This window comes from Stenotrophomonas sp. P5_B8, assembly GCF_054049855.1.
Map to the genome: position 1 here is coordinate 1 of NZ_JBFULO010000074.1, position 13,066 is coordinate 13,066.

Consider the following 13,066-nt stretch of genomic DNA (forward strand, 5'->3'; position numbering starts at 1 on the left):
GCCAGTTCAAGTCCATGGGCTATGCGATCGACTGGTCGCGTGAGTTCGCCACGTGCACGCCGGAGTACTACGTGCACGAGCAGCGCATGTTCACCCGGCTGATGCGCAAGGGCCTGGCCTACCGCCGCAATGCGGTGGTCAACTGGGACCCGGTCGACCAGACCGTGCTGGCCAACGAGCAGGTCATCGACGGCCGCGGCTGGCGCTCGGGCGCCCTGGTGGAAAAGCGCGAGATTCCGCAGTGGTTCCTGCGCATCACCGATTACGCCCAGGAACTGCTGGACGGCCTGGATGAACTGCCGGGCTGGCCCGATTCGGTCAAGACCATGCAGCGCAACTGGATCGGCCGCTCCGAAGGGCTGGAAATCCAGTTCGACGTGCGCGATGCCGACGGCAGCGCGCTGGATCCGCTGCGCGTGTTCACCACCCGTCCGGACACCGTGATGGGCGTGACCTTCGTGTCGATCGCCGGCGAGCACCCGCTGGCCCAGCATGCGGCCAAGACCAATCCCGCGCTGGCCKCGCTGCTGGCCGAGATGAAGCAGGGCGGCGTGTCCGAAGCCGAACTGGAGACCCAGGAAAAGCGTGGCATGGATACCGGCCTGCGCGCCGTGCATCCGGTCACCGGCGCCCAGGTGCCGGTGTGGGTGGCCAACTTCGTGCTGATGGGCTATGGCACCGGCGCGGTGATGGCCGTGCCCGGCCACGACCAGCGCGACAACGAATTCGCCAACAAGTACGGACTGYCGATCCGGCAGGTCATCGCGCTGAAGACGCCGCGCAAGGACGAGGTGGCCTACGACGCCACCCGCTGGCAGGACTGGTACGGCGACAAGACCCGCGATACCGAGCTGGTCAACTCCGAAGAGTTCGATGGCCTGGACTTCCAGGGTGCCTTCGAAGCCCTGGCCGAGCGTTTCGAACGCAAGGCCCAGGGCCAGCGCCGCGTCAACTACCGCCTGCGCGACTGGGGCGTGAGCCGCCAGCGGTACTGGGGCTGCCCGATCCCGGTGATCTACTGCCCCAAGTGCGGCGCGTTGCCGGTGCCCGAAGAACAGCTGCCGGTGGTGCTGCCGGAAAACGTCAATTTCGTCGGCACCGGTTCGCCGATCAAGGCCGACCCGGAATGGCGCAAGACCACCTGCCCGGACTGCGGCGGCGCGGCCGAGCGCGAGACCGACACCTTCGACACCTTCATGGAGTCGAGCTGGTACTACGCGCGCTACACCTCGCCCGGCGCCCGCGATGCGGTCGACAAGCGCGGCAACTACTGGCTGCCGGTGGACCAGTACATCGGTGGCATCGAGCACGCGATCCTGCACCTGATGTACTTCCGTTTCTTCCACAAGCTGCTGCGTGATGCGCGGATGGTGGACAGCAACGAACCGGCGCAGAACCTGCTGTGCCAGGGCATGGTGATCGCGGAAACCTATTACCGGCCCAACCCGGATGGCTCCAAGGACTGGATCAACCCGGCCGACGTGGACGTGCAGCGCGACGAGCGCGGCCGCATCACCGGCGCCACCCTGATCGCCGACGGCCAGCCGGTGGTGATCGGCGGTACCGAGAAGATGTCCAAGTCGAAGAACAACGGCGTGGATCCGCAGGCGATGGTGGGCAAGTACGGGGCCGACACCGTGCGCCTGTTCTCGATGTTCGCCGCGCCGCCGGAACAGTCGCTGGAGTGGAACGAAGCCGGCGTGGACGGCATGGCCCGCTTCCTGCGCCGCTTGTGGGCCCAGGTGCAGAAGCATGCCGCCGAGGGCGTCGCCCCGGCGCTGGACGTGGCTGCACTGAGCGCCGAGCAGAAGGTACTGCGTCGCAAGACCCATGAAACCATCGGCAAGGTCAGTGACGACTATGGTCGCCGCCACAGCTTCAACACCGCCATTGCCGCGGTGATGGAACTGATGAACGCCCTGGCCAAGTTCGACGATGTCAGCGAGCAGGGCCGCGCGGTCCGCCAGGAAGCGCTGCAGGCCACCGTGCTGCTGCTCAACCCGATCACCCCGCATGCCAGCCATGCGTTGTGGCAGGTGCTGGGCCATGGCGAGACGCTGCTGGAAGACCAGGTGTTCCCGCAATCCGATCCGGCCGCGCTGGTGCGCGACGCGGTGACGCTGGCGGTGCAGGTCAACGGCAAGCTGCGCGGCACCATCGAGGTGGCCGCCGACGCCGCGCGCGACCAGATCGAAGCGCTGGGCCTGGCCGAGCCGAACGCGGCCAAGTTCCTGGACGGCCTGACCGTGCGCAAGATCATCATCGTGCCCGGCAAGATCGTGAACATCGTGGCCGCCTGACCGCGGCCGTCTGTCTCAAGTCACGTTCACGCGGCATCGGGCATCTTCTATGCCTGTTGCCGCGCCCGCCCGGCTCCCCCAGACTGTGCCCATGACCCGATTCCTGCTTGCCCTCGTTCTGACCGCGACCCTCGCCGGGTGTGGCTTCCATATGCGCAACAAGCTGATGCTGCCGGCCGACACCGCCGCGGTGCAGGTGGTCTCCAGCGCCCCCTACAGCGAACTGGCCAAGCTGCTGCGTCGCGGGCTGCAGGCGTCGGGCGCGCAGGTCGCCGAGCCGGACAGCGCCGCCGAACCGGGCAGCACCGGCAAGGTCGCGCAGCTGCAGGTGATGTCCGAGCGTTGGGGTGATCTGCCGATCGCCATCGATGCACAGGGCCGCGCCCAGGAATACAGCCTGCGCTACGCGGTGATCTTCAAGTTCCTGCGTGAGGATGGCAGCGAGCTGGTGCCGCAGCAGGTGATCGAGCTCTCGCGCGATTACGTGTCGCCGCCCACCGACGCCACCGGTACCACCACCGAGCGCGAAATCCTGGCCGACGAACTGCGTCGTGAGATGTCGGCGTCGATCATGCGTCGTATCGACAGCGTGGTGCGGGCCGAGATGGAAGGCCGCGTGCCGGCCAAGCCGGCCGCCCCGGCCACCGCACCGGTCGAACCGCCGGTGCCGCCGCCGGCCGCCCCCACCCAGGGGCACTGACCGGTCCGCCCGCGGACCGGCGCGCCAGGATGGAACTGCGACCCGAACAACTCGCCAGTCAACCGGCCAGCCAGGGGCTGTCACCGGTTTACCTGATCGCCGGTCCGGAAACCCTGCGCGTCCTCGAAGCGGCCGATGCGGTGCGTGCCCGCGCGCGTGCCGATGGCATCGACGAGCGTGAGGTGTTCGATGCCGATGGCCGCGATTTCGATTGGGACCAGGTCGGTGCCAGTTTCAATGCGCCCAGCCTGTTCAGCGCCCGCCGGCTGATGGAGCTGCGCCTGCCCAGCGGCAAGCCGGGCAAGGACGGCGCCGAGGTGATCAGCCAGTTCTGCGCCAACCCGGCGCCGGACGTGATCCTGATGATCACCTGCAACGAATGGAGCAAGGCCCACCAGGGCAAGTGGGCCGAGGCGGTCAATCGCGTCGGCGTGCTGTCGGTGGCCTGGGCGATCAAGCCGCATGAACTGCCCGACTGGATCGAGCGCCGCCTGCGCGCCAAGGGCCTGCGTGCCGAGCCGGCCGCGGTGCAGCGCCTGGCCGAGCGGGTGGAAGGCAATCTGCTGGCCGCCGCGCAGGAGATCGACAAGCTGGCGCTGCTGGCCGCCGGCCAGACCCTGGACGTGCAGACGATGGAGTCGCTGGTTGCCGATGCGGCCCGTTACGACGTCTTCCGCCTGCTCGAAGCCAGTTTCTCCGGGCAGCCGGCGGCGGTGCTGAGGATGCTGGCCGGGCTGCGCGGGGAGGGTGAAGCGGTGGCCGCCTTGATGCCGATGGTGATCCGCGAGCTGCTGTCCACCGCCGGACTGGCGCGGGTGCAGGCGCGTGGCGGAAACGTGGCCGCAGAGATGAAGAGCCGTGGCATCTGGGAATCGCGCCAGGCCCCGTTCAAGCGCGCCCTGCAGCGTCATCCCGAGCCCAGGCGCTGGGACCGTTTCGTGGCCGAGGCCGGGCTGGTCGACCGCATGGCCAAGGGGCGCGCCGACGGCGATCCCTGGCTGGGCGTGGAACGCCTGCTGCTGGCGGTGTCCGAAGCCCGCGCGGTGCGCCTGCTGGCCCGCGCCTGAGCGGCATGGGCCTGCGCATCCATTACGGCGGCACCTTCGATCCGGTGCATCTGGGGCACCTGGCCATCGCCCGCGCCGCGCGCGACCAGCTGCAGGTCGCCGTGCGCCTGCTGCCAGCCGCCGACCCGCCCCACCGCGCCCCACCGGGTGCCGATGCTGAACAACGCGCCCACATGCTGGCCCTGGCGATCGGCGAGGAGCCGGGCCTGCTGCTGGATCGCCGCGAGCTGGCGCGGGCGGCACGCCAGCCGGGGGTACCGTCCTACAGCGTGGACACCCTGCGCGARCTGCGCGCCGAGCTGGGCCCGCACCAGCCCCTGGCCTGGCTGGTCGGCGCCGACAGCCTGCTTGGCCTGACCGGCTGGCATGAGTGGGAGGCACTGTTCGGGCTGGCCCACTTCATCGTTGCCGACCGTCCCGGCAGCCCGCTGGAGAAGGACCTGCCGCCGGCCCTGGCCACCGCGCTGGAGGGCCGCTGGGCCCGCCACGAACGCGAGCTGCTGGGCGCGCCGGCCGGGCGCGTGCTGCGGCTGCAGGCCCCGTTGCGCGAGGAATCGGCCAGTGCGGTACGCCAGCGGATCGCGACCGGCGGCGACTGGCGGGCGCTGCTGCCGGCGGTGGTGGCCGACTACATCGCCGAGCGCGGCCTGTACGGCGCCCCTTCACCGTGAATACGCTCGGGCGCCCGGGCCCGTATAATCGGCCCCACATTTATCGAGTCCACCCGCTTTGAGCAACCAAGCCCAGCCCCAGACCATCAAGGTCCAAATGCCGAATCCGGCGCCGTCCACCCTCCAGCTGCTGGAGTGCGTGCGCAAGGCCACCGAAGAACTGAAGGCCAAGGATCTCGTCGAAATCGACGTGATCGGCAAGTCCAGCGTCGCCGATTACATGGTGATCGCCTCGGGCACCTCCAGCCGGCACGTGAAGTCGATTGCCGATGAGGTGGTCAAGTTCGCCAAGCAGCTGGGCATGATGCCGCTGGGCGTGGAAGGCGAGCGCGAAGCCGAGTGGGTGCTGGTCGATCTGGGCGACGTGGTGGTGCATGTGATGCTGCCGCGCGTGCGCGAGTTCTACGCGCTGGAGCGTCTGTGGACGGTCGGCGATCAGCCGCCGAGCCTGCTCGACGACGCTGATGAAGGCGACGAGTACAACCACGACGCGCGCTGAGCGCTCGCGTTGGAGTCACGATGACGGCGCCGATGGCGCCGTTGTCATTTCAACGGCATCGCCCCGATGCCGGGAGAGTGCAGATGAAGGCCAGGTTGATCGCCACCGGCGAGCGCGCCCCTGCGTGGGTGGCGCAGGGATTTGCCGAGTACCAGAAGCGCCTTTCGCACTGGTTGCCGTTCGAGCTGGTGGAGATCGAGCCGGGCCTGCGCGGCAAGGGCCGCGATGCGCGCCGTGCCACCGATGAGGAGGGCAAGCGGGTGATCGCGGCATTGCCGAAGAATGCCTACGTGGTGGCGCTGGACGTGCCGGGTCGGCAGCTCAGTTCGGAGCAGCTGGCGCAGCGTCTGGAGCACTGGCGCGGGCAGGGCAGGGACCTGGCGTTCCTGATCGGCGGGCCGGAAGGACATTCGTCGGAGGTATCGGCACTGGCCGACGAGAAGTGGTCGATCGGTCCGCTGACGCTGCCGCACATGCTGGTGCGGCTGGTGGTGGCCGAGCAGCTGTACCGCGCGGCGGCGATGCTGGCCAACCATCCGTATCACCGGGCCTGATCGCACGCGTTGCAACCTGTGTGAAGAATTTCGCGGGAAACGGGTTACATCCTGTAAAAAACGGGCTACAATGCGCACCCCGCCCGAATAGCTCAGCCGGTTAGAGCACTTGACTGTTAATCAGGGGGTCGTTGGTTCGAGTCCAACTTCGGGCGCCAAGTTTTAAAAGCCTCGCAGCGATGCGAGGCTTTTTTTTTGCTTTTTTCCCCTGCCAAGCAGGACGTGTGCGCTGGACGTTTTCTGACGCGGTAGTCGGTGGGTCGGACGCTGGGCCCCCATGCCCTTTCCGGCGACGCCCCCGGCCGCGGRGCGGCCTCCTCCTTTATTTCGCCTCCAAGGGCATGGSGGCCCAGCGYCCGACCCACTGACCAGCGGCAAAACAGCCTGGCTTCCACCTGCTTAACGCAGCCGAGCCCCGTMGCGGGCGGTAGGCTCCTGGGCAAAATAAAGGAGGAGGCCGCCAGGCCGGGGGACATTTGCGCCAGGGGCCTACCGGCCGCKACGGGGCCCTCACGCTCGCGATAGCCGCAAACGAAGACACCGCCGGATCACGGTGCGCCTTGACCACCGACCACGCGCGGTCGCAGTGCGCAATCTGCTGCATACCTCGGAACAAGACACTGCCCTCCATTGATGGAAGGATCTTGCAGATCGGGTTGGTCACGCAGTGTTGAACCCAAACAAAAAGCCCGGGCAATGCCCGGGCTTTTAGTTCCCCAATGACGGTTACATCAATTGAAGGTGTACTTGGCCCCCACGGTGAAGTAACGGCCGATCGCGCCGCTGAAGTGCAGCGGGTTGTAGTTGACGCCGCCGTAGGTGGTCGGATCCAGCGGAGCGATGCGGTCGAACAGGTTCTGCACCGACGCGTTCAGTTCGAAGGCTTCGGTCACGTTCCAGCGACCGGACAGGTCGAAGGTGGTGAAGGAAGAGATCTTGGTAACGTCGGTACCATCGGCGTAGGAGAACTGGTACGAACCATCCGGACCGCGGAAGTCGGTGTTGTCCATCTTGGAGATGTAGTTGGCCACGCCGCTGACGCTCCACGGGCCCTGCTTCCAGGTGGTGCCGAAGTTGATGCGATCCTTCGGCGTACCGATGCAGTTGGTGACATCGCAGTTACCGTGGGTACCTGCGTAGTCCACGGTCACGTCGGCATCGGTGCGCTCGAACTTGAGCACATGGCTCCACTGCAGGTCCATTTCCAGCTGGCCCGGACCGATGTCGAAGGTCTGGCGGATGTCGGTATCGATACCGCGCACGCGGGTCGAGGCGGCATTGATGTAGTCCGTGTTGACCGCCAGGATGGTGCCGGTGCCTGCGACGCCATTGATCAGGTCGATATCGCGCAGCACATTGCCGGCTGCGATCGCATCCGCAGTGGCACCCTGAGCGATTTCATTGGTGCGCTTGATCTGCCACGCATCCACCGTCAGCGAGGTGCTGGAGGTGGGCTGCAGCACGACACCGAACGAGTAGCTCTTGGATTCTTCCGGCTTCAGGTCCTTGTTCGGACGGGTGATGATGGCCACCGGACGCGAACTGCAGTTGGTGCCGACATCGGCGATCGGGCTGGCGGCGCAACGCACCGGATCGCGGGCGTTGGAGAAGGCGGCCAGGCCACCGTCGCCGTTCTCGGCCGGGTTGGGCGCACGGAAGCCTTCGGCGTAGCTGCCGCGCACCGCGATCCAGTCGGCCGGGGTCCACTTGATGCCGACCTTCGGGGTCGCCTTGCCTTCGCCGCTTTCGTACTTGTCGTAGCGGACCGCGCCGGACAGTTCCAACTGCTCCAGCACCGGCGCGGACAGTTCGACGTAGCCGGCATACACGTTCTGCGTGCCATCGTAGGCCGAGTAGCCCAGGCCGATGATGTCGCCGGCATCGGTATAGGTCTGCGGAGTCAGGCTGTTGCTGGTCTTGCGCCATTCGGTACCCAGCGCCAGGCCAAGCGGACCGCCCTTGAGGTCCATCAGGCTGCGCGAGATGGTGAAGTCGAACATATCCAGGCTGGACTTGGCGCGCGCGCTGATGTCCGGCGAGATGTAGTCATACAGCGCCTGCGAGTTCAGACCGGCGTTGTCGCCGATGCGCCACACGCCGCCCGGGCAGGCCGGGTTGCCGAGCGCGCATTGCACGGCGCTGTAGCGCAGGAAGCCGGTGCGCTTGTTGACCAGATCGGTACCCGAATGCAGCAGGGCGGTGTCGTAGCTCCAATCGCCCCAGTTGCCCTTGACGCCAACCAGGAAACGGTTGAATTCATTGGTGTTGTTGGTGACGCGCGGACCCACGTCCCATGCCGAGTAGCGCAGGCGCGACGCCTGGCCCTGGATCGGGTTGTCCGGATGGGTCGGGCTCAGGACGACGGCGCCGGCGCCGCTGCTGGCGTTGCGCGGGCCTTCCGGATACCCCCAGCTGCCGGACACGCCCGACGGCGTGTTGCTGAAGGTGGTTTCCTTCTTGGAGTAACCGATCTCGGTGTAGATCTCACCGCCTTCGCCGAAGGCGAAGCTGGCGCGACCGAACACATTGACGTACTTCTCTTCCGGGGTCAGGTCACGGTACTGCTGGTTTGGATCCCAGAGGCAGCCCTGCTGCTGTGCGGTTGCGTCGCTCTGACCGGGAATGGTGGTCAGGCCTGCGCAGCCCGGCAGCGCCACCAGCGTCGGCGTGACGCCCGTCGGCACGCGATCGTCGAACACCGAGCCGTTCGGGCCGGCGCCGCCGCTGGTGCCGCCATTGAGGAAGGCGCCACCGAGGAACTGCGCGTTGTTGCCGTAGCCATAGCGCCGGATATCGCCGGTGCCGATCCACTTGCGGTCCTTGCGGTCGCTGATCTTGATCGCATCGGTCTTGCCCACGTCCAGGCTGAAGAACGCATTCCAGCCATCGGTGGCCAGGTCGCCGGTACCGGCGGTCAGCGTGGCCTTCTTGGCATCGCCGTCGCTGTCACCGGACAGGCCGTAGGAGGCGCGCAGGATGGCGCCGTTGAAGTCGCTGCGCAGGATGATGTTGACCACGCCGGCGATGGCATCCGAACCGTAGATCGCAGAAGCGCCGTCCTTGAGGACTTCAATGCGCTCGACCGCATCCAGCGGGATGGTGCTCAGGTCGGTGAAGACCTTCTGCCCGTCATCGGCCAGGCCATAGGTGGCCATGCGGCGACCGTTCAACAGCACCAGCGTGGAGCCGGCGCCCAGGCCGCGCAGCGAGATGCCGGCGCCGCCACCGGCAAAGCCGTTGCCGAACGTCTTGGGAATCGAGCCGGAACCGTCGGCGGTCAGGGTCTGCAGGTATTCGGCGACCGTGGTCTTGCCGGTGCGGTCGATTTCCTGGCGGGTGACCACCTGGACGGGGGAGGGCGTTTCGGTATTGGTGCGGGGGATGTTCGACCCGGTGACCGTGATGCGGTCGAGGTTGGTGGCCTGCTCCTGGGCGAACGCTGCGCCGGAAGCCAATGCGCCGGCCAGCAGCAGCACGCTGCCGGTGAGGGCGAGGGACACGGAATGGGCCAGGGTGTTGCGGCGGCTGCTGGTGAGCCGTTGGATCGGGTGTTTCACAGCTTCTCTCCTGACTGGGAAAACCAACGATGACGATGGATCGGCACGAAAATGAGTGACGACCGCGACAATCTAGGTTTACGGCAGGTGACGTCGCTGTGAAAAATTGCTTAATTCGTAACGTTCTGTATCAGCCGTTCCAACACGGGGAGTCTGAATGGACTCCCCGTGCCGAAGACCTCACTCCGGCAGCGAGAAGCTGACCGGGACCAGCCCATCGGCGGGCACCACCTTGCCGTCTACCATGGCCGGTTCGAAGCGCCAGTGGCGCAGCACCTGCTGGCGTGCGGCGGTATCCAGCGCCCGCGAGCCGCTGCTGCGCTCAATGACCACGCTGGAGGCCTTCCCGTCCGCCTCCACCCGCACCCGCAGCAGCACGGTGCCCTGCTCGTGGTTGCGCAGGGCCGCGACCGGGTAGGCCGGCGGTGGCGCGCTGCGGTACTGCAGTTGTGCGCCTGCACCGCCGGCGGCGGGCGTGGGCACGGCCGGGGCCAGGCTCGGGGTCTGCACGTCGCTGGCCGGCAGCGGCGCTACGGCCAGCGCGTCGTCGGCGCTGGCGGTCGGCGGCGGCAGCGGGGCGACCTGCGGCTTGGGCACGGTGGTCTGCGGCTGGACCAGCTTGGGCGCTTCCTTTTTGACCTCCGGCGGGGTCGGCGGGTTTTCCGCGGCGGGCTCCAGCAGGCGCACCTGCGTCCGCTCCCGTGGCAGCGGCGCGGCCACGTACGCGGCCGGGATCAGCAGCAGCATCAGGGCCAGTACGTGCAGGGCCAGCGCGGTGCTCATGCCAAGCACGCGGGAGGCGTCGATGTGCAGCGGGACTACAGGGGGATGCGTACGGACCATTCGCCACTCTCCTTGCCAGATGTGCGGGAACATCAACGTGCGGGCGCGGCCGATGGGGTTGAGGCGGGGGTGACGACGGGGCCGCGCAATGACAGCAATACCCGAGCCGGGCACGGGCCGGAAGTCAGGGGGCGTGTCGGTGTTTGGCTGGCGCTCAGGAAACCAGCCTGGACAGGACGACGGCGCCCGCAGGCGCCGTCGTCAGGGGATGCCGGGACCGGACTCAGCGGCCCAGGTCGAACACCACGTCAAGGTTGACCGACACCGCCGATTCGCCCGGCGACACCGGGGTGGACACGTCGGCGGCCATCGGCGCGGCTGCGGCGCGCATCATCACCGGGCGGAAGTTGCCGCCGCCGTTCTCGGAGATGCTCACGATGCGGCGCACGCGCAGGCCCAGCGACTTGGCGTAGGTTTCGGCGCGGGTCTGGGCCTTCTTCAAGGCGGCCAGGCGGGCTTCGTCGTAGACCGGCTCGGGCTGGTCGATCTCGAACTGCGGGCCGTTGATCTGGTTGGCGCCCTGCGCGGCCAGCGCGTCGAGCACCTTGCCCAGCTTGGCGATGTCGCGCACCTTCAGGCTGACCGTGTTGCTGGCCTGATAGCCGGTGATCTTCGGCGGCTCGTTGTCCACGTAACGGTACTGCGGGCTGAGGTTGACTCCACTGGTCTGCACGTCACGCTCGGCAATCCCGGCGGCCTTGATCGCGGCCAGTACCTTGACCATCTGCTCGGCGTTCTGGCGCATGGCGCTGTTGCCGTCCACGGCCTGGGTGACCACGCCGGCCGACAGCGTGGCCACGTCGGGCACGCGCTTGGCCTCGGCGTTGGCCGAGATGTTGAGCAGGGTGCTGTCGGCGGCGACGGCAGCGGCAGGCTGGGACTGGGCGTGGGCGGTCATGGAGGTTCCCAGGGCAAGGGAAAGGGCGAGCAGCAACGGGGACAGGGACGGGTGGCGCATGTACATCTCCTTGTGAAGACGTTGAGGTTGGTGTCGGGGCGATGAACGCGTCGTGAGGTTTGACGGGGTTGATCACGATTCGAACGGGTTGCTCGCGATTCAGACAGTGGGCTCAGGTTATGCTTCCTCGATGCTTTATCTTGCCTCTCGATCTCCCCGACGAACCGAACTGCTGACGCGCCTGGACCGACCGTTCCACGCGTTGGACCTTGAGGTGCCTGAAGTCCGTGCCGCTGGCGAATCGGCCACCGCCTATGTGCAGCGGGTGGCCGCCGACAAGGCGCGCGCCGGGCTGGCCCTGGTTGGCGGCGACGCCGACGCGGTGGTGATCGGTTCGGACACCGAAGTGGTGCTCGATGGCCGGGTATTCGGCAAGCCGGTCGATGCCGCCGATGCGGCGGCCATGCTGGCGACCCTGTCCGGGCGCACCCACCAGGTGATGACCGCCGTGGCCGTGGTCGCCCAGGGGCGCCAGGACAGCGTGCTGGTGATTTCCGAGGTGAGCTTCATCGATATCGGGCAGGACGCCATCGCGGCCTACGTGGCCAGCGGCGAACCGATGGGCAAGGCCGGTGCCTACGCCATCCAGGGCGGCGCCGAACGTTACATCCGCCACCTGGCGGGAAGCTATTCGGGTGTGATGGGTTTGCCCCTGCAACAGACCGAGCAGTTGCTGCAGACGTTTGAACTGAAGGGAGTCGCCCATGTCTGAAGAAATCCTGGTCAATGTCACCCCGCGGGAAACCCGTGTCGCGGTCATCGAAAACGGCATGCTGCAGGAACTGCATATCGAACGTGGCTGGCGTCGCGGCGTGGTCGGCAACATCTACAAAGGCAAGGTGCAGCGGGTGATGCCGGGCATGCAGGCGGCCTTCGTCGAAGTCGGGCTGGAACGCGCGGCGTTCCTGCATGCCAACGATGTGATCCGCCCGGCCCCGGTGGCCAGCCCCGATACCGAGGGCACGACCCTGCCGCCGCCGTCCTCGGTGCCGATCGTGGAGCTGCTGCGCGACGGCCAGGACATCGTGGTCCAAGTGGTCAAGGACCCGATCGGGACCAAGGGTGCCCGCCTGACCACCCAGATCAGCATTCCCTCGCGCTACATGGTGCTGCTGCCGCAATCCAAGGTGGTCGGGGTATCGGCGCGGATCGAAGACGAGGCCGAGCGCGCCCGGCTGAAAAGCCTGGTGACCGAATTGTCGGCACAGCACGGCGGCTACGGTTACATCGTGCGCACCAACGCCGAGGGCCAGCCGGCCGAGGCGATCGCCGAGGACGTGGCCTACCTGTCGCGGGTATGGAACGTGGTCGAGCGCCGTGGTCGCGATGCCGCCCCGCTCAGCGTGATCTATGAAGACCTGAGCCTGCCGCTGCGGTCGGTGCGCGACCTGATCCGCAAGGACGTGGACAAGGTCAAGGTCGACTCCAAGGAGACCTTCGGCCAGCTGCAGGCCTTCGTGGCCAAGTACATGCCGGTGCTGGCCGAGAAGATCGAGCTGTACAGCGGCGACCGCCCGATCTTCGACATGTTCGGGGTGGAGGACGAGATCGGCCGCGCGTTGGACAAGCAGGTGCCGCTCAAGTCCGGTGGTTACCTGGTGATCGACCAGACCGAGGCGATGACCACGATCGATGTGAACACCGGTTCGTTCCTGGGCCAGCGCAACCTGGAAGAGACGGTGTTCCGCACCAACCTGGAAGCCGCGCAGGCGGTGGCGCGCMAGCTGCGGCTGCGCAACCTGGGCGGCATCATCATCATCGACTTCATCGACATGGACGATGCCGAGCATCGCCGCCAGGTGCTGCGCACGCTGGAAAAGGCGCTGGCCCGCGACCATGCCAAGACCACCGTCTACGACTTCTCACCGCTCGGCCTGGTCGAGATGACCCGCAAGCGCACCGTGGAAAGCCTGGAGC

At 67.2% G+C, this 13,066-nt stretch carries 11 protein-coding genes and 1 tRNA gene; 9 read left to right on the plus strand and 3 right to left on the minus strand.

The genetic code is table 11. From position 1 onward, the window contains the following. The 7 genes from leuS to ACXJKH_RS06425 all read left to right on the plus strand — a co-directional run. Positions 1-2,300: leucine--tRNA ligase (gene leuS, locus ACXJKH_RS06395; RefSeq protein ID WP_457318752.1), on the plus strand; the 2,300-nt coding region annotated here is incomplete at its 5' end. A gap of 91 nt (positions 2,301-2,391) precedes the next feature. After that, positions 2,392-3,000, plus strand: coding sequence for an LPS-assembly lipoprotein LptE (locus ACXJKH_RS06400; RefSeq protein WP_457318753.1), 609 nt, complete (start codon positions 2,392-2,394; stop codon positions 2,998-3,000). Between the two features lie 29 nt (positions 3,001-3,029). Next, the gene (gene holA / locus ACXJKH_RS06405) at positions 3,030-4,067 is read left to right on the plus strand and encodes a DNA polymerase III subunit delta (protein WP_457318755.1); all 1,038 of its coding nucleotides are present in this window, start codon (positions 3,030-3,032) and stop codon (positions 4,065-4,067) included. Between the two features lie 5 nt (positions 4,068-4,072). Continuing rightward, positions 4,073-4,738, plus strand: coding sequence for a nicotinate-nucleotide adenylyltransferase (gene nadD / locus ACXJKH_RS06410; protein ID WP_457318757.1), 666 nt, complete (start codon positions 4,073-4,075; stop codon positions 4,736-4,738). Positions 4,739-4,835: 97 nt separating this feature from the next. Beyond that, on the plus strand, positions 4,836-5,237 hold the full coding sequence (rsfS, locus tag ACXJKH_RS06415) for a ribosome silencing factor (protein ID WP_256775905.1): 402 nt from the start codon (positions 4,836-4,838) through the stop codon (positions 5,235-5,237). Between the two features lie 83 nt (positions 5,238-5,320). Further along, on the plus strand, positions 5,321-5,791 hold the full coding sequence (rlmH, locus tag ACXJKH_RS06420; RefSeq protein WP_457318760.1) for a 23S rRNA (pseudouridine(1915)-N(3))-methyltransferase RlmH: 471 nt from the start codon (positions 5,321-5,323) through the stop codon (positions 5,789-5,791). A gap of 81 nt (positions 5,792-5,872) precedes the next feature. Further along, a tRNA-Asn gene (locus ACXJKH_RS06425) sits at positions 5,873-5,949 on the plus strand. Between the two features lie 573 nt (positions 5,950-6,522). On the opposite strand, the gene ACXJKH_RS06430 is transcribed toward ACXJKH_RS06425, so the two are convergent. The 3 genes from ACXJKH_RS06430 to ACXJKH_RS06440 all read right to left on the minus strand — a co-directional run bounded on the left by ACXJKH_RS06430 (position 6,523) and on the right by ACXJKH_RS06440 (position 11,149). Continuing rightward, entirely contained in the window at positions 6,523-9,348 is a 2,826-nt protein-coding gene (locus ACXJKH_RS06430; RefSeq protein ID WP_256775907.1) for a TonB-dependent receptor, read from the minus strand. A gap of 180 nt (positions 9,349-9,528) precedes the next feature. Further along, entirely contained in the window at positions 9,529-10,191 is a 663-nt protein-coding gene (locus ACXJKH_RS06435) for a TonB family protein (RefSeq protein ID WP_457318762.1), read from the minus strand. 223 nt (positions 10,192-10,414) lie between these two features. Further along, entirely contained in the window at positions 10,415-11,149 is a 735-nt protein-coding gene (locus ACXJKH_RS06440) for an SIMPL domain-containing protein (RefSeq protein WP_457318763.1), read from the minus strand. Positions 11,150-11,279: 130 nt separating this feature from the next. Here ACXJKH_RS06440 and ACXJKH_RS06445 point away from each other — a divergent pair, with 130 nt between their 5' ends. Together ACXJKH_RS06445 and ACXJKH_RS06450 are read left to right on the plus strand one after the other, a co-directional pair. Next, on the plus strand, positions 11,280-11,861 hold the full coding sequence (locus ACXJKH_RS06445) for a Maf family nucleotide pyrophosphatase (RefSeq protein WP_457318765.1): 582 nt from the start codon (positions 11,280-11,282) through the stop codon (positions 11,859-11,861). Further along, positions 11,854-13,066: Rne/Rng family ribonuclease (locus tag ACXJKH_RS06450; protein WP_457318767.1), on the plus strand; the 1,213-nt coding region annotated here is incomplete at its 3' end. The genes ACXJKH_RS06445 and ACXJKH_RS06450, both read left to right, overlap by 8 nt.

Excerpts from the sequence above, each read along its gene's own strand:
- ACXJKH_RS06400 (WP_457318753.1), top strand. The coding sequence starts at position 2,392 with ATGACCCGATTCCTGCTTGCCCTCGTTCTGACCGCGACCCTCGCCGGG.
- holA (WP_457318755.1), top strand. The coding sequence starts at position 3,030 with ATGGAACTGCGACCCGAACAACTCGCCAGTCAACCGGCCAGCCAGGGG.
- ACXJKH_RS06445 (WP_457318765.1), top strand. The coding sequence starts at position 11,280 with ATGCTTTATCTTGCCTCTCGATCTCCCCGACGAACCGAACTGCTGACG.
- rsfS (WP_256775905.1), top strand. The coding sequence starts at position 4,836 with ATGCCGAATCCGGCGCCGTCCACCCTCCAGCTGCTGGAGTGCGTGCGC.
- ACXJKH_RS06440 (WP_457318763.1), bottom strand. The coding sequence starts at position 11,149 with ATGCGCCACCCGTCCCTGTCCCCGTTGCTGCTCGCCCTTTCCCTTGCC.
- rlmH (WP_457318760.1), top strand. The coding sequence starts at position 5,321 with ATGAAGGCCAGGTTGATCGCCACCGGCGAGCGCGCCCCTGCGTGGGTG.
- ACXJKH_RS06435 (WP_457318762.1), bottom strand. The coding sequence starts at position 10,191 with ATGGTCCGTACGCATCCCCCTGTAGTCCCGCTGCACATCGACGCCTCC.